This window comes from Streptomyces sp. NPDC058000 (genome assembly GCF_042886435.1).
Taxonomy (GTDB): Bacteria; Actinomycetota; Actinomycetes; order Streptomycetales; family Streptomycetaceae; genus Streptomyces.
In genome coordinates, this window is sequence record NZ_JBHVQS010000030.1 from 73,348 (window position 1) to 87,702 (window position 14,355).

Annotated in this window: 12 protein-coding genes; 6 read left to right on the forward strand and 6 right to left on the reverse strand. The window is 73.5% G+C overall.

From position 1 onward, the window contains the following. Positions 1-996 (reverse strand): deoxyribose-phosphate aldolase, encoded by a 996-nt coding sequence (gene deoC / locus ACFVT2_RS26100; protein ID WP_390021788.1) that lies wholly within the window; start codon positions 994-996, stop codon positions 1-3. Between the two features lie 155 nt (positions 997-1,151). Here deoC and ACFVT2_RS26105 point away from each other — a divergent pair, with 155 nt between their 5' ends. Continuing rightward, entirely contained in the window at positions 1,152-1,781 is a 630-nt protein-coding gene (locus tag ACFVT2_RS26105) for a PH domain-containing protein (protein ID WP_390021790.1), read from the forward strand. 140 nt (positions 1,782-1,921) lie between these two features. On the opposite strand, the gene ACFVT2_RS26110 is transcribed toward ACFVT2_RS26105, so the two are convergent. The 3 genes from ACFVT2_RS26110 to ACFVT2_RS26120 all read right to left on the reverse strand — a co-directional run bounded on the left by ACFVT2_RS26110 (position 1,922) and on the right by ACFVT2_RS26120 (position 5,139). Further along, on the reverse strand, positions 1,922-3,604 hold the full coding sequence (locus ACFVT2_RS26110; RefSeq protein WP_390021791.1) for a phospho-sugar mutase: 1,683 nt from the start codon (positions 3,602-3,604) through the stop codon (positions 1,922-1,924). A gap of 152 nt (positions 3,605-3,756) precedes the next feature. Beyond that, positions 3,757-4,572, reverse strand: a complete 816-nt coding sequence (locus ACFVT2_RS26115) for a purine-nucleoside phosphorylase (protein ID WP_390021792.1) — start codon at positions 4,570-4,572, stop codon at positions 3,757-3,759. A 129-nt stretch (positions 4,573-4,701) separates the two neighbouring features. After that, positions 4,702-5,139, reverse strand: a complete 438-nt coding sequence (locus ACFVT2_RS26120; protein WP_390021794.1) for a gamma-glutamylcyclotransferase — start codon at positions 5,137-5,139, stop codon at positions 4,702-4,704. Between the two features lie 140 nt (positions 5,140-5,279). Here ACFVT2_RS26120 and ACFVT2_RS26125 point away from each other — a divergent pair, with 140 nt between their 5' ends. Both ACFVT2_RS26125 and ACFVT2_RS26130 read left to right on the forward strand, forming a co-directional pair. Continuing rightward, the gene (locus ACFVT2_RS26125; RefSeq protein WP_390021795.1) at positions 5,280-6,725 is read left to right on the forward strand and encodes an NAD(P)H-quinone dehydrogenase; all 1,446 of its coding nucleotides are present in this window, start codon (positions 5,280-5,282) and stop codon (positions 6,723-6,725) included. Positions 6,726-7,007: 282 nt separating this feature from the next. Beyond that, positions 7,008-7,982: a DeoR/GlpR family DNA-binding transcription regulator gene (locus tag ACFVT2_RS26130; RefSeq protein ID WP_390021796.1), complete on the forward strand. Its 975-nt coding sequence runs from the start codon at positions 7,008-7,010 to the stop codon at positions 7,980-7,982. Between the two features lie 119 nt (positions 7,983-8,101). Here the strand turns inward: ACFVT2_RS26130 and ACFVT2_RS26135 are convergent, their stop codons facing one another. After that, complete coding sequence (locus tag ACFVT2_RS26135) at positions 8,102-8,671, reverse strand: TetR/AcrR family transcriptional regulator (protein ID WP_390021828.1); 570 nt, start codon at positions 8,669-8,671, stop codon at positions 8,102-8,104. Positions 8,672-9,171: 500 nt separating this feature from the next. Here ACFVT2_RS26135 and ACFVT2_RS26140 point away from each other — a divergent pair, with 500 nt between their 5' ends. Then, positions 9,172-10,356, forward strand: a complete 1,185-nt coding sequence (locus ACFVT2_RS26140; protein ID WP_390021797.1) for an alpha/beta hydrolase — start codon at positions 9,172-9,174, stop codon at positions 10,354-10,356. A 78-nt stretch (positions 10,357-10,434) separates the two neighbouring features. On the opposite strand, the gene ACFVT2_RS26145 is transcribed toward ACFVT2_RS26140, so the two are convergent. Beyond that, entirely contained in the window at positions 10,435-12,204 is a 1,770-nt protein-coding gene (locus ACFVT2_RS26145; RefSeq protein WP_390021798.1) for an acetyl/propionyl/methylcrotonyl-CoA carboxylase subunit alpha, read from the reverse strand. 457 nt (positions 12,205-12,661) lie between these two features. Here ACFVT2_RS26145 and ACFVT2_RS26150 point away from each other — a divergent pair, with 457 nt between their 5' ends. Both ACFVT2_RS26150 and ACFVT2_RS26155 read left to right on the forward strand, forming a co-directional pair. Beyond that, positions 12,662-13,108: a hypothetical protein gene (locus ACFVT2_RS26150; RefSeq protein ID WP_390021830.1), complete on the forward strand. Its 447-nt coding sequence runs from the start codon at positions 12,662-12,664 to the stop codon at positions 13,106-13,108. Between the two features lie 161 nt (positions 13,109-13,269). Then, positions 13,270-14,352, forward strand: a complete 1,083-nt coding sequence (locus ACFVT2_RS26155; protein ID WP_390021799.1) for a serine/threonine protein kinase — start codon at positions 13,270-13,272, stop codon at positions 14,350-14,352. The last annotated feature ends 3 nt before the right edge of the window (positions 14,353-14,355 follow it).

Sequence of the window (14,355 nt, forward strand, 5' to 3'; positions counted from 1 at the left end):
TCAGTCCACCGTGACGTAGTCGGGGCCGGAGTAGCGGCCGGTGCTGAGCTTCTGACGCTGCATCAGCAGGTCGTTGAGGAGGCTGGACGCGCCGAACCGGAACCAGTCGGCGGTCAGCCACGCGTCGCCCAGCGTCTCGTTGACCATCACCAGGTACTTGGTCGCGTCCTTGGTCGTCCGGATGCCGCCGGCCGGCTTGACGCCGACCTGGACGCCGGTCGCCGCGTGGAAGTCCCGCACCGCCTCCAGCATCAGCAGCGTGACCGGGGGTGTGGCGTTCACCGCCACCTTGCCCGTCGAGGTCTTGATGAAGTCCGCGCCGGCCAGCATCGCCAGCCAGGAGACCCGGCGGACGTTGTCGTAGGTCTGGAGCTCGCCGGTCTCGAAGATGACCTTCAGGTGGGCGGCCGATCCATCGGGACGCGCGCACGCCTCCTTCACGGCCTTGATCTCCTCGAAGACGTCCAGGTAGCGGCCGGAGAGGAAGGCGCCCCGGTCGATCACCATGTCGATCTCGTCGGCGCCGGCGGCCACCGCGTCCCGGGTGTCGGCCAGCTTGACCGGGAGCGCGGCCCGGCCCGCCGGGAAGGCGGTGGCGACGGACGCGACGTGGATGCCGGAGTCGCCGAGCGCCTCCTTGGCGACTCCGACCATGTCCGGGTAGACGCAGATCGCGGCGACCTTGGGGGCGGTGCGGTCCGTGGGGTCGGGATGGACGCCCTTGGCGCACAACGCCCGGACCTTGCCGGGGGTGTCCGCGCCTTCGAGCGTCGTCAGGTCGATCATCGAGATGGCCAGGTCGATGGCGTACGCCTTCGCCGTGGTCTTGATCGAGCGGGTGCCGAGCGTCGCGGCGCGGGCCTGGAGCCCTACCGCGTCGACGCCGGGGAGTCCGTGCAGGAAGCGGCGCAGCGCTCCGTCCGAGGCGGTCACGTCCGCCATCGACGCCAGGCGCCCCGCGGCTTCCTTGCCGTATGCGGGAACAGTGGTGGGCATGGTCACGAGGGGAGCATATCTACGCGCGTAGCGACATGCCAGCCCCCGGCCGAATCCACTTCCCGGACACCCGGGAACGGCCGGCTGCGTGCGACATCCGCATCGATGCCGTAACGCAATGTCCGGCATCCGGACGGTCAGGCAGAATCGGCCACATGACGAGCCCGGAACGGTCCACCTCGCCCCCGCAGCAGTACGCGGAACGCAGCTACCGCTCGCCGGCGGCCCTGGTCGGCGGCGCGCTGCTCATCCTGCTCGGCCTCTGGCTCGGCGCCGACGCCCTGCTGCGCGGCACCGTCCACACCAAGCTCACCGCGCTCTTCGTGCTGCTCCTCGGGGTGCCGCTGGTCGCCGCCTTCTCGCTGCGGCCGCTGGTCCGGGCGAACGAGGACCGACTGGTGGTGCGCAACCCGTTCCGCACCATCTCGCTGCCCTGGGCCGCCGTCGAGGAACTGCGCGCGACGTTCTCGGCGGAGGTTTTCGTGAGCGGCGGCGGCAAGTACCAACTCTGGGCCGTCCCGGTCTCGCTCCGGCAGCGCAAGAAGGTGGCCCGGCAGGCCACCCGCGGCCCGCGCGGCGCCCGGCCCCGCTTCGGCCTCAACGCGGACTCCGGACCGGTCCCGAAGGCGATGGCCGACCAGACCCTCGCCGAACTGCGCGAGATCAAGGAACGCGCGACGGACCGGCCGGGCGCCAAGGGCGAGCCGGAGGTGCGCTGGTCGTACGCGGTCCTCGCGCCCGCCGTGGTGGGCGCGGTGGGGCTGGCGGTGATGCTGGCGCTGTAGGGGACGGCCGACGCCCGTGCGGCTGCCACCCGTATGCGCCAAGGGGCCGGGCTCTCGACGAGAGCCCGGCCCCTTCGCGGGTGGCACGCCGTGCGGCGGCCCGGAGCGCGTCACCCGCGCCCGGCCCGCCGCACCGGCCGTCAGATTCCGGCCGCCGCCGACAGGTCCTTCTTGATCGCCGTCAGGGTGGCCGTCGCCTTGGCCCGTGCGTCCGGCAGTCCGTCCCGGTCGGCCACCGGCACCACGACCTCCAGGTAGCACTTGAGCTTGGGCTCGGTGCCGCTGGGGCGGACCACGACCCGGGCCGCCTCGATGCCGTCCTCCGGCGCGCCCGCCAGGTAGTAGCGCAGCCCGTCGGTCGGCGGGAGGGCGGCGCTGCCCGCGTTCAGGTCGTCCGCCCGGGTCACCGCCAGGCCCGCGAGGGTCGTCGGCGGTTGGGCGCGCAGCCGGCCCATCGCGTCGGCGATCAGCGACAGGTCCTCCACCCGCACCGAGAGCTGGTCGGTGGCGTGCAGGCCGAACTCCACGGCCAGGTCGTCGAGGAGGTCGGCCAGGCCGCGCCCGGCCTGCTTCAGCTCGGCGGCCAGCTCGGTGATCAGCAGCGCGGCGGTGATGCCGTCCTTGTCGCGGACGCCCTCGGGGTCCACGCAGTAGCCCAGCGCCTCCTCGTAGGCGTAGCGCAGGCCGTCGACGCGGGCCAGCCACTTGAAGCCGGTCAGCGTCTCCTCGTAGGGGAGCGTGGCGCCGGCCGCGATCCGGGACATCAGCTGGGAGGAGACGATCGTCGTCGCGAACGTCCCGGCGGCGCCCTTGCGGACGAGGTGCGCGGCGAGCAGGGCGCCGACCTCGTCGCCGCGCAGCATCCGCCAGCCCTCCGGCGTGCCGGGGGCCGGGACGGCGACGGCGCAACGGTCCGCGTCCGGGTCGTTGGCGACGACGATGTCGACGCTGCCGGGGGCCGCGGACCGGGCGGTGGCGAACGCGAGGTCCATCGCGCCCGGCTCCTCCGGGTTGGGGAAGGCGACCGTCGGGAAGTCGGGGTCCGGCTCTGCCTGTTCGGCGACGACCGTCGGGGCCGGGAAGCCGGCCCGCGCGAAGGCGGCGACGAGGGTGTCCCGGCCGACGCCGTGCATCGGGGTGTAGACCACGCCCACGTCCCGGGCGGAACCGGGGGTCAGCACCGCGTCGGTGCGCTCCAGGTAGGCGGCCAGGACGGCGTCGTCCAGGATTTCCCAGCCGGCCTCGGGGCGGGGCACGTCGGCCAGCGACCGGACCGCGGCGATCCGGTCGGCGATCTCGCCGTCCGCGGGCGGCACGATCTGCGAGCCGTCGCCCAGGTAGACCTTGTAGCCGTTGTCCCGCGGCGGATTGTGGCTGGCGGTCACCTCGACGCCGGCCACCGCGCCCAGGTGCCGGATGGCGAAGGCCAGGACGGGGGTCGGCAGCGGACGCGGCAGGAGCGCGGCGCGCAGGCCCGCGCCGACCATGACGGCCGCGGTGTCCCGCGCGAAGTCGGCGCTCTTGTAGCGGGCGTCGTAGCCGACGACCACCAGGCCGTCCCCCTGCCCGCTGTCCTTCAGGTACGCGGCGAGCCCGGCCGCGGCCCGGATGACCACCGACCGGTTCATCCGCATCGGGCCGGCGCCCAGCTCGCCGCGCAGCCCGGCGGTGCCGAACTGGAGGGTGCCGGCGAACCGCACCGCCAGCTCGTCGTGCTGGTCCGTCTCGATGAGCTTGGCCAGCTCATCCCGGGTGTCCGGGTCGGGGTCCTCGGCCAGCCACGCCTGTGCCCGGCTGATCAGCTCCGCGGGAACGGTAGCCACGTGATGCTCCTGCCTGTGGATGCGATGTGGGGGATGCGCAACGGGCCGGCGGGCCGGGCGCGCGGCGGCCGCCGGTCCCGTCGCCGGTCCGCGTCGGCGACGGGATCCTGCCGTCCGGTACGGCGGCCCGGCCCGCCCGGGGCCGGTGCCGGCTAGATCTTGCTGAGGACCTGGCCGAGGAGCGCGCCCATCCGGGTCGCCGAGTCGCGGCCCGCCTGGAGCACCTCCTCGTGGTTGAGCGGCTCGCCCGTCATGCCGGCGGCGAGGTTGGTCACCAGCGAGATGCCCAGCACCTCGGCGCCGGCCTCGCGGGCGGCGATCGCCTCCAGGACGGTGGACATGCCGACCAGGTCGGCGCCCATGGTCCGGAGCATCCGGATCTCGGCCGGGGTCTCGTAGTGCGGGCCGGGGAGCTGGGCGTAGACGCCCTCCTCCAGGGTCGCGTCGACCTCCTTGCACAGCGCGCGCAGCCGCGGCGAGTACAGGTCGGTCAGGTCGACGAAGTTGGCGCCGACGATGGGGGAGGTGGCGGTGAGGTTGAGGTGGTCGCCGATGAGGACCGGCTGGCCGGGGCGCATACCGTCGCGCAGGCCGCCGCAGCCGTTGGTGAGCACCACGGTCTGGCAACCGGCGGCGACGGCGGTGCGGACGCCGTGCGAGACCGAGGCGACGCCGCGGCCCTCGTAGTAGTGGGTGCGGCCGAGGAAGACCAGGGCGCGCTTCTCGCCGATCCGGTACGAGCGGATCTTGCCGCCGTGGCCGGCGACGGCCGGCGCCGGGAAGCCGGGCAGCTCGGTGACGGGGAACTCGTGCTCGGGCGCGCCCAGGGCCTCGGCGGCCGGGGCCCAGCCGGAGCCCATGACCAGGGCGACGTCGTGGTTCTCGGCGCCGGTGAGCTCGCGCAGGCGGGCGGCCGCGGCGTCCGCAGCGCCCTTCGGGTCGATGTCCGGGGTAACAGATGCGTTCACGCGGACGAGGGTAGCCGGTAATGCCCTACGCGCGTAGATGTCGCTGCCCACGGGCCTGCGGGTACCGGTTTGTGGCTTCTGCCAAAGGAATCCCCGGGTGCGGCGGCGGACCGGGCGGGAGCGGTCCGGTCAGCAGGGGCGCTTACGGATCTCCATCACGTAGTCGTGCGGGGCGCCGGCGGACTCGGCCGCATCGGCGATCTCGCCCAGATAGCGGGCCGAGGGGAGGCCGCCCTCGTAGCCGTTGAGGACGTAGATCCAGGCGGTCTCGTCGCCGTCGAGGGTGTGCACCCGGACCCGCATCCGCCGGTAGATCTCCAGGCCGACGCCCTCCCAGCGGTCCATGGACTCCTCGTCCATCGGAGCGATGTCGTAGAGCGCGACGAAGAGCTGGGAGCCGGGGTCCTCGACGACCGTCGCCAGGGCGCCCTCCCACCCCATCTGCTCGCCGCCGAACGTGAGCCGCCAGCCGTTCAGCCAGCCGGTGCCGCGCAGCGGTGAGTGCGGTGCGCGGCGGGACATCAGCCGCGCGTCGAGGTTGCCGGCGTACGCGGCGTAGAGCGACATGCTTCCGAGGGTACGGGAGGTTCACCGTTGGGCTCGTGGTACCGGAGATTCGTACAACCGGCTGTCGAGAGCACACGCCCGGCGCCCGCCCGGCCTACTCCACGCCCCCGGGGGAGAGGCACGGTCGGGCGTGCGGGACAATGGAGTACGTGACTCGGATCGTGATCATCGGTGGCGGACCCGGCGGATACGAAGCGGCCCTGGTGGGCGCCTCGCTCGGCGCGGAGGTGACCGTCGTCGACTGCGACGGTCTAGGGGGAGCGTCGGTGCTGACCGACTGCGTCCCGTCGAAGACCCTCATCGCCACGGCCGAGGTGATGACCACCTTCGACTCCTCCTACGAAGAGCTCGGCATCATCGTCGAGGACGACACCCCCTACAACGAGCGTCCCGCGCGGGTGGTCGGGGTCGACCTCGGCAAGGTCAACCGACGGGTCAAGCGGCTGGCGCTGGCGCAGTCCCACGACATCACCGCGTCGGTCACCCGTGCCGGCGGCCGGGTGATGCGCGGCCGCGGCCGACTGGAGCCGGGCCAGGCACCCGACGGCTCGCGCAAGGTCACCGTCACCGCCGCCGACGGCTCGACCGAGGGCCTGATCGCCGACGCCGTGCTGATCGCCACCGGCGCCCACCCGCGCGAGATCCCGGACGCCGAGCCGGACGGCGAGCGGATCCTGAACTGGACGCAGGTCTACGACCTCACCGAACTGCCCGAGGAACTCATCGTCGTCGGTTCCGGCGTCACCGGTGCCGAGTTCGCCGGCGCGTACCAGGCGCTGGGGTCCCGGGTCACCCTGGTCTCCTCGCGGGACCGGGTGCTGCCGGGCGAGGACCCGGACGCGGCCGCCGTGCTGGAGGACGTCTTCCGGCGCCGCGGGATGAACGTCATGGCGCGGTCCCGGGCGCAGTCCGCCAAGCGGGTGGGCGACCGGGTCGAGGTCACCCTCGCCGACGGCCGGACCATCTCCGGCACGCACTGCCTGATGGCGGTCGGCTCCATCCCGAACACCGAGGGGATCGGCCTGGAGGGCGCCGGGGTCAAGCTCAAGGACTCCGGGCACGTCTGGACCGACAAGGTCTCCCGGACCACCGCCCCCGGTGTCTACGCGGCCGGTGACTGCACCGGCGTGTTCGCGCTGGCGTCGGTCGCCGCCATGCAGGGCCGGATCGCGATGTACCACTTCCTCGGCGACGCGGTCACCCCGCTCAACCTCAAGACGGTCTCCGCCAACGTCTTCACCGACCCCGAGATCGCCACCGTCGGCTACTCCCAGGCCGACGTCGACAACGGCGTGATCGACGCCCGGGCGGTCAAGCTCCCGTTGCTGCGCAACCCGCGCGCCAAGATGCAGGGCATCCGGGACGGCTTCGTGAAGCTGTTCTGCCGCCCCGGCACGGGCATCGTCGTCGGCGGTGTGGTGGTCTCGCCGCGGGCCAGCGAACTGATCCACCCGATCTCGATCGCGGTCGACAACAACCTGACGGTCGAACAGATCGCCAGCGCCTTCACCGTCTACCCGTCGCTGTCCGGCTCGATCGCCGAGGTCGCCCGCCAGCTGCACACCCGGAAGGCGGCCGGCGACTGAGCGCCGCCCCGGAAGCGGGCCCATGGAATATTTGTGCCCACGATGGGCACTTGGGGTGAAACGGTCCTGCATGGTCGGGACCGGGCGCCTCGTCCCATGGGTCGGCGGCGGGTTGCCGAAGAGCGCAACTGACCAGGCATCGAGCGGATTTGGGCACGCACGGTGACGAGGATCGGGGCATGTGCATGCCGCCTACCACGAGAAGTGACGCGGTGTGAACAACTTCCGTTAATTGGTGCAACCTGCTGAAAGCAGACGGTCGTTGGCGTTACTGTCAGTTTCGTGTTCGCTGCAGAACGTCGCCAATTGATCCTAGAAATGGTGCGTGCGAACGGAGCGGTATCGCTCCGGGAGCTCGCCCGTGTCGTCCAGACCTCCGAAGTGACCGTACGGCGCGACGTGCGGGCGCTGGAGGCAGAGGGACTGCTCGACCGCCGGCACGGCGGTGCGGTCCTACCAGGAGGTTTCACCCGCGAGTCCGGCTTCCCGCAGAAGTCCCACCTCGCCACCGCGGAGAAGACGGCCATCGCCGACCTCGCCGCCGGCTTCGTCGAGGAGGGCGAGGCCATCGTCGTCGGCGCCGGGACCACCACCCAGGAGCTGGCCCGCCGGCTCGCCCGGGTCCCCGGCCTGACCGTCGTCACCAACTCCCTGCTGGTCGCCCAGGCGCTGGCCCACGCCAACCGCGTCGAGGTGGTGATGACCGGCGGGACCCTGCGCGGTTCCAACTACGCGCTGGTCGGCAGCGGTGCCGAACAGTCGCTCCAGGGCCTACGGGTCTCCCGCGCCTTCCTGTCGGGCAGCGGCCTGACCGCCGAGCGCGGGCTGTCCACCTCCAACATGCTCTCCGCCAGCGTCGACCGGGCGTTGGTACAGGCGGCGGGGGAGGTGGTGGTGCTCGCCGACCACACCAAGCTCGGCTCCGACACCATGTTCCAGACCGTGCCGACGGACGTCATCACCCGACTCGTCACGGACGAACCGCCCGCCCACGACGACCGGGCCGCCACGGAACTCCAGGCGCTGGCCGACCAGGGCGTCCAGATCGCCGTCGCCAGCAACGCACTCCCCGGGCAGGGACCGGCCCAGCCGGGCCTGGAAGCCGCCCCGCCGGAGCGCCGGGGCCCACGGCGGGACGTGCCGCTGCCGGGCCAGCGACGCAGCCACCCGGGCGCCGCGCCCGGGGCGCCGCAACTGCGCTCGGCCGGCGGACTCGGGGACGGCCGGGTGGCCGACCTGGCGCCCCGGCGGCGCTGAGCCGGGACGGGAGAGCGGGCGTCGGGCGGGCCGGAGAGTCCGGCCCGGTGCCGCCCGCCCCGGACCCGGGGCCGGTGCCGCCCATCCCGGTCGTCGGGGCCCGCACCGGCCCGCCGGACCTACGCCCCCGCCTGGTCCCGCGCGCCCGCCTTCAGCCCGCGCAGGGTCAGCGTCAGCAGCCGGTCGGCCAGCTCCGGATCGTCCGGGGACTCCTCGGCGGCCAGCGCGATGCCGTTGGTGAGCTGGAGCAGATCGCCGATGACGATGCCCCGGCGCACCGCCCCGGTCTGCTGGGCCCGGGCCAGCAGCGTGGCGCCGGCCTCGCCCAGCGGCACACTGCACCGCGCCATCCCCGAACTCTCGTCCGCCGACGCGGTCATCAGGGCCCGCGACAGGCCCCGGTAGGTGCTGGCGTGCGTGATGAGCGCACGCAGCCAGTCGACCAGTGCGGTGCACGGCTGCGGCGCGTCGGCCAACTCCCGTGCGTAGCCGACCAGGGCGTGCACCTCACCCTGGAAGACCGCGCCCATCAGGGCGGTGCGGTTGGGGAAGTGCCGGTAGAGGGTGCCGATGCCGACGCCGGCCCGACGCGCGATGTCCTCCAGCGAGGTGTCCGTGCCGTGCTCCGTGAAGGCCGTCCGCGCCTCGGTCAGCAGCCGCTCGTAATTCCGACGGGCGTCGGCCCGCATGGGGCGTGCCGCGGGCGTTCCCACGGACGCGGGCGCCCCCGCCGGTGCGTGCGCCGCAGCGGCCCGCTCCGCCCGCCGCTGCCCTGCCGTCTCGGTCGCCATCGCCGTCCTTCCTCACACCGGCCGGTTGCGGCCGGTGGCTCCAGGATGCCATTGCCCGGTCAGGGGGCGTCCCGGTGCGGTGCGCAACGATCTACCGGGGGCGCTCCCCGCCCCGGCAGGTCGTCCTCGGCAAACAACGTTCCACCACGTCGAGCACCCGCTGTACCAGCCGCGGGGCGCCCGCCACCAGGAGCGGGTCGGCAGTTCCTGCGGAGGCCGGCCGGTGTCGGAGGTGGACGGGCGGCGGCCGGTTGGTGACGGGGCGGCGTACCGAGTCCGTCAGGGCGGCGAACACCTCGGGAAGGCGGCAACGTCACCCGTCCAAGGGTCATCAAACCAGGCGCAAAGAGGGCTTCCGGGGACGTCCGGGGGCCGTCCAGGAAGTCTGGGGAACATCGATGGGACTGACCAGCCGGCCACTGCTGTATGCCATGATCGCTCTTTCCGTGGCCTGTGTGGGGCTCACCGTGTGGCTCTGGCCGCGGTTCGCCGGGCGCGGGCCGCGGGCGGTGCTGGGGCGGTTGGGCGTGATCGCCGCGACGCAGTTGGCCGTCGTGGCCGCGCTCGGTCTGGTGGTGAACACCAACTTCCAGTTCTACGCCTCCTGGCACGAGCTGCTCGGGCTGTACGACGGGGCGCCCGCCGCGGTCGGCAAGTGGGGCGACGAGGGCGCCGCCGGGCCCGCCGGTGACCCGTCGAAGGGCCTGGTGCAGGCGTCCGGCCCGGAGGGCCTGGACAAGGTGCACGGGCTGCCCAAGGGGCCGCCGGAGAAGAACGGCAAGGTCGAGACGGTACGGATCGTGGGCAAGCGGACCCGGGTGGTGGACCCGGCGTACGTCTACCTGCCGCCGCAGTACTTCCAGAAGCAGTACGCCCGCCAGCGGTTCCCGGTCATCGTCGCGCTCAGCGGCTATCCGGGCGGGATATTCCTGCTGGGCCAGCACCTCCGGCTGCCGGAGACCGCCGCGAAGCTGGTCCGCGGCGGCACCCTCCAGCCGTCCGTCATCGTGATGCTGCGGCCCACCATCGCGCCGCCGCGGGACACCGAGTGCGTCGACGTCCCCGGTGGCCCGCAGGCCGAGACCTTCTTCGCGCAGGACGTTCCGGAGGCCCTGAAGTCGCACTACCGGGTGGGCCACGACCCGGGCGCCTGGGGCGTGCTCGGCTACTCCTCGGGCGGTAGTTGCGCCCTCCAGCTCGCCATGCGCCACCCGCGCACGTACGCCGCCGCGGCCGCCCTCTCGCCCGACTACAAGGTCTCCACCGACCCCACCACGGGCAACCTCTTCGGCGACGGCAAGGACCGCGGCGCGCGCCGTGCGGAGCACGACCTGATGTGGCGGCTGAAGAACCTGCCGGCGCCCGACGTCAACGTCCTGATCGGCACCAGCCGCAGCGGGGAGAAGAACTATCCGGCGGCGCAGGCGTTCCTGGCCGCCGTCCGCCCGCCCATGAAGGCGGACTCGATCGTGCTCGACCACGGCAGCCACAACTTCGCCACCTGGCGCCGCGAACTGCCCGCCGCCCTCCAGTGGATGAGCCGGACGCTGGTGTTCCCGGAGGAGGTCGTGGGGAAGTCGTAGCCGACGGACGGAAAAAGGGGCGGGCTTCCGGTACGTCGCGTACCGGGAGCCCGCCCCTTATGCCGGTCCGGGGACCGGTCAGTCCTTGATCTCGCAGATCACCGCGCCGGAGGTGAGGGCCGCGCCCACCTCGGCGGTCAGGCCCTTGACGGTGCCCGAGCGGTGCGCGTTGATCGGCTGCTCCATCTTCATCGCCTCCAGGACGACGACCAGTTCGCCCTCGGCGACCTGCTGGCCCTCCTCGACGGCGACCTTGACGATGGTGCCCTGCATCGGGGAGGCCAGGGTGTCACCGGAGGCCGCGCTGCCGGTCTTCTTGGTGGCCTTGCGCTTGGGCTTGGCGCCCCCGGCGACCGCGGCGCGGGCCAGCGGCATGCCCAGCGACGCCGGCAGCGAGACCTCCAGGCGCTTGCCGCCGACCTCGACCACGACCGTCTCGCGGCTGTCCGCCTCGGTCTCCTCGCCGCCGGGCGCGGCGAACGGCGTGATCTCGTTGACGAACTCGGTCTCGATCCAGCGGGTGTGGATGGTGAACGGCGCGGCGGAGCCGGTGAGTTCGGGAGCGAACGCCGGGTCCTTGACGACCGTGCGGTGGAACGGGATGGCGGTGGCCATGCCCTCCACCTGGAACTCGTTCAGCGCGCGGGCGGCCCGCTGGAGGGCCTGCTCGCGGGTGGCGCCGGTGACGATCAGCTTGGCCAGCAGGGAGTCCCAGGCCGGGCCGATGACCGAGCCGGCCTCCACGCCCGCGTCCAGGCGGACGCCCGGACCGGACGGCGCGGCGAACGTGGTGACCGTGCCGGGCGCGGGGAGGAAGTTGCGGCCCGGGTCCTCGCCGTTGATCCGGAACTCGAAGGAGTGGCCGCGCACCGCCGGGTCGTCGTAGCCCAGTTCCTCGCCGTCGGCGATCCGGAACATCTCGCGGACCAGGTCCAGGCCGGTGACCTCCTCGGTGACCGGGTGTTCCACCTGGAGGCGGGTGTTGACCTCCAGGAAGGAGATGGTGCCGTCCTGGCCCACGAGGAACTCGCAGGTGCCGGCGCCCTCGTAGCCGGCCTCCTTGAGGATGGCCTTGGAGGCGCGGTACAGCTCGGCGTTCTGCTCGTCGCTCAGGAACGGCGCGGGGGCCTCCTCGACGAGCTTCTGGTGGCGGCGCTGGAGCGAGCAGTCACGGGTGGAGACGACGACCACGTTGCCGTGCTTGTCGGCGAGGCACTGGGTCTCGACGTGGCGCGGACGGTCCAGGTAGCGCTCGACGAAGCACTCGCCGCGGCCGAAGGCGGCGACCGCCTCGCGGACGGCGGAGTCGTAGAGCTCGGGGATCTCTTCCAGGGTGCGGGCGACCTTCAGGCCGCGGCCGCCGCCGCCGAACGCCGCCTTGATGGCGATCGGCAGACCGTGCTCCCGGGCGAAGGCGACGACCTCGTCGGAGCCGGAGACCGGGTCCGGGGTGCCGGCGACCAGCGGGGCGCCGGCACGCTGGGCGATGTGCCGGGCCGCGACCTTGTCGCCGAGGTCGCGGATGGCGTGCGGGGGCGGGCCGATCCAGGTCAGGCCCGCGTCCAGGACGGCCTGGGCGAACTCGGCGTTCTCGGAGAGGAAGCCGTAGCCGGGGTGGATCGCGTCGGCACCGGAATCGGCGGCCGCCTGGAGGACCTTGGCGATGTCCAGGTAACTCGTGGCAGGGGTGTCACCGCCCAGGGCGTATGCCTCGTCCGCGGCACGCACGTGCAGGGCGTCCCGGTCCGGGGCGGCGTAGACGGCTACGCTCCCGATCCCGGCGTCCCGGCATGCACGGGCAACGCGGACAGCGATTTCGCCACGGTTGGCGATGAGCACCTTGCGCACGATGGGTCCTTCCTGGGCGCTACGCCGCAACACAATGAACGCAGCAAGTTTAGGGACTGGCGACACCGCGTGCCGACCCGTTCCCTGGGGTGAGCTTGCCCACACAGAGCGTGCACGCGGCGGTGGTGAGGGACCAAAGTCCGTTGGAATCCCAGGGTAGGCCCGGATTCCGGGGCTCCGGCTCGCGGCACGGTGTGGCCTAGGTCTCGAACTGTGGACGTCCGGCGGACCGTCAATTCTTTGTGGAGTCCCTACGAATGGGCGAGTGAAAGTTTTCGGGTGAGCGCGGCGGGCGGGGGCATGCCGGAGGGGGGTTGCATGAGGTGGTGCAGACCCCTTGCCGTAGGTGTTACCCATTAGTAGCGTGCGAGATGCCTTCCGTACTCCTGGTAACGGCTCGTGACGGCGGCGCATGATGGCGCGGACAGCGCGCGACGTGCATGACGGTGGAAGTGGGGTGGGTGGGGTGGTGACGGCACGCAGACCGGTGGCCCTGGCGGCAGCGGTGGTCCTGGTCCTCGAAGCGGCCGGGATCCTGTTGCTGAACTGGATCCTGAGCATCGTGGTCGACCGGCAGCAGATGTCCCTGGCCGGGCTGCGGCCGGGCGCCATGTCCGCCGGCACCTGGGCCGGCGGCGCGGTCTTCGCGCTCTTCCTCCTCTTCTGCGCCGCGGTACTGCTGCGCGGCGCCCTACGGGACCGGGCCCCCGGCCGCCTCCCGCGCATCGCGCTGATCTGCTGCGCCGTGGTGCACGGCGTCCTCGGGGCGCTCGCCGTCGGACTGGTCGGCTGGCCGGCGTTCGGCGCCGCGATGGTGGTGCTGGCCCTGCTCGTGCTGACGCTGGTGGCCTACGGCGAGGCGCGCCCGGCCCCGGACACCGCCCCGGGCGGCGCCGCCGCCTGAGCCCCGCGACCCGGCGCGGTCTGAACTCCGGCCGCCGCGACCCCCGTTGGACACCGCTCCGGGGGCGCCGGGAGCACCCTTGTAGGCTCGTCGGGCCGTACGCCACCGGGGCCGGGGTGGCGGGACGGCGTCCGACAGGAGAAGACACGGGGGAGGGGCCCATGCGGGCGCACGCCACAGGGGCCAGCGAACCGGAACGATTCGATCCGGTCGGTCCCTACCTCGTACTGAGTCGACTGGACGACCCGGCGTCCCCCGTACCCGTACCCGAGCGCCGCTACGTGGCGCGCAGCGCGGACGGCGACCGGACGGTACTGCTCGGCCTGCCGCTGCCCGACGCCGACCCCGGACGCTTCCGCGCCGAGGCGGAGACCTCCCGCTACCTGCTCGGACCGTGGGCGGCCCCGGCCACCGAGGTCTCCGCAAGGGGTGACACCCCCTGGCACGCCCGCCCCTACCTGCCGGTGCTGCCGCTGCCCGCCGCCCTCGACGCGCACGGCGGCCCGCTGCCCGAGCGCACCGTACGCGCCCTGGGCGCGGCCCTCGCGGAAACCCTGATCATCGGGCACGGACAGGGCCTCAGCCACGCCGGGGTCTCCCCGGCCGCGGTGCTGCTGGCCGCCGACGGGCCCCGGCTGAGCTGCTTCGGCGCGGTCCGGGCCGCGGCCGCGGACGGCACCCCGCGCTCCGGGCTGCCCGGCCTGGAGTCCGGCAGCCTGCCGCCGGAGCAGGCCGCCGGCGGGCCCGCGCAACCGGCCGGCGACGTCTACGCACTGGGCGCGACGCTGGCGTACGCGGCCACCGGGTACACCGTGCCCGAACGGGAGGAACTGCCCGCCGGGCTGCGGACCCTGATCTCCGCGTGCCTGGCCAGGGACCCGGCCGCCCGCCCGCAGCCCGCCGCACTCCTCGACGCGCTCGCCCCGGCCGCGGACGGCACGCCGGCGCCGTCGCCCGCCGCCGCCCCCGTACCGACCGAGCCGGACGCCGCCTTCGGGCCCGCCGGCCGCGGCACCGCCGGCCGCGGCACCGCCGGGCTCGGCCCCGGCTGGCTGCCCGGCCGGGTGATCGCGGCGCTGGCCCGCCAATCGGCGTCACTGCTGGCCGCCGACGTCCCCGCCGGCAAGCGCCCGGCCGGCGCCCCGGCCACCCCGGCCCCCGCCACGCCCGCGGACGCCGCGCCGCCCACCCCGGTGCCGGCCGGCGCCACCCTCCCGATAGCCCCCACCCGTCGCCAGGACTGACGC

Bases quoted from the DNA above. Each gene is read 5' to 3' on its own strand.
- deoC (WP_390021788.1), bottom strand. From the start codon at position 996: ATGCCCACCACTGTTCCCGCATACGGCAAGGAAGCCGCGGGGCGCCTG.
- ACFVT2_RS26105 (WP_390021790.1), top strand. From the start codon at position 1,152: ATGACGAGCCCGGAACGGTCCACCTCGCCCCCGCAGCAGTACGCGGAA.
- ACFVT2_RS26120 (WP_390021794.1), bottom strand. From the start codon at position 5,139: ATGTCGCTCTACGCCGCGTACGCCGGCAACCTCGACGCGCGGCTGATG.
- ACFVT2_RS26125 (WP_390021795.1), top strand. From the start codon at position 5,280: ATGGAGTACGTGACTCGGATCGTGATCATCGGTGGCGGACCCGGCGGA.
- ACFVT2_RS26135 (WP_390021828.1), bottom strand. From the start codon at position 8,671: ATGCGGGCCGACGCCCGTCGGAATTACGAGCGGCTGCTGACCGAGGCG.
- ACFVT2_RS26140 (WP_390021797.1), top strand. From the start codon at position 9,172: ATGGGACTGACCAGCCGGCCACTGCTGTATGCCATGATCGCTCTTTCC.
- ACFVT2_RS26155 (WP_390021799.1), top strand. From the start codon at position 13,270: ATGCGGGCGCACGCCACAGGGGCCAGCGAACCGGAACGATTCGATCCG.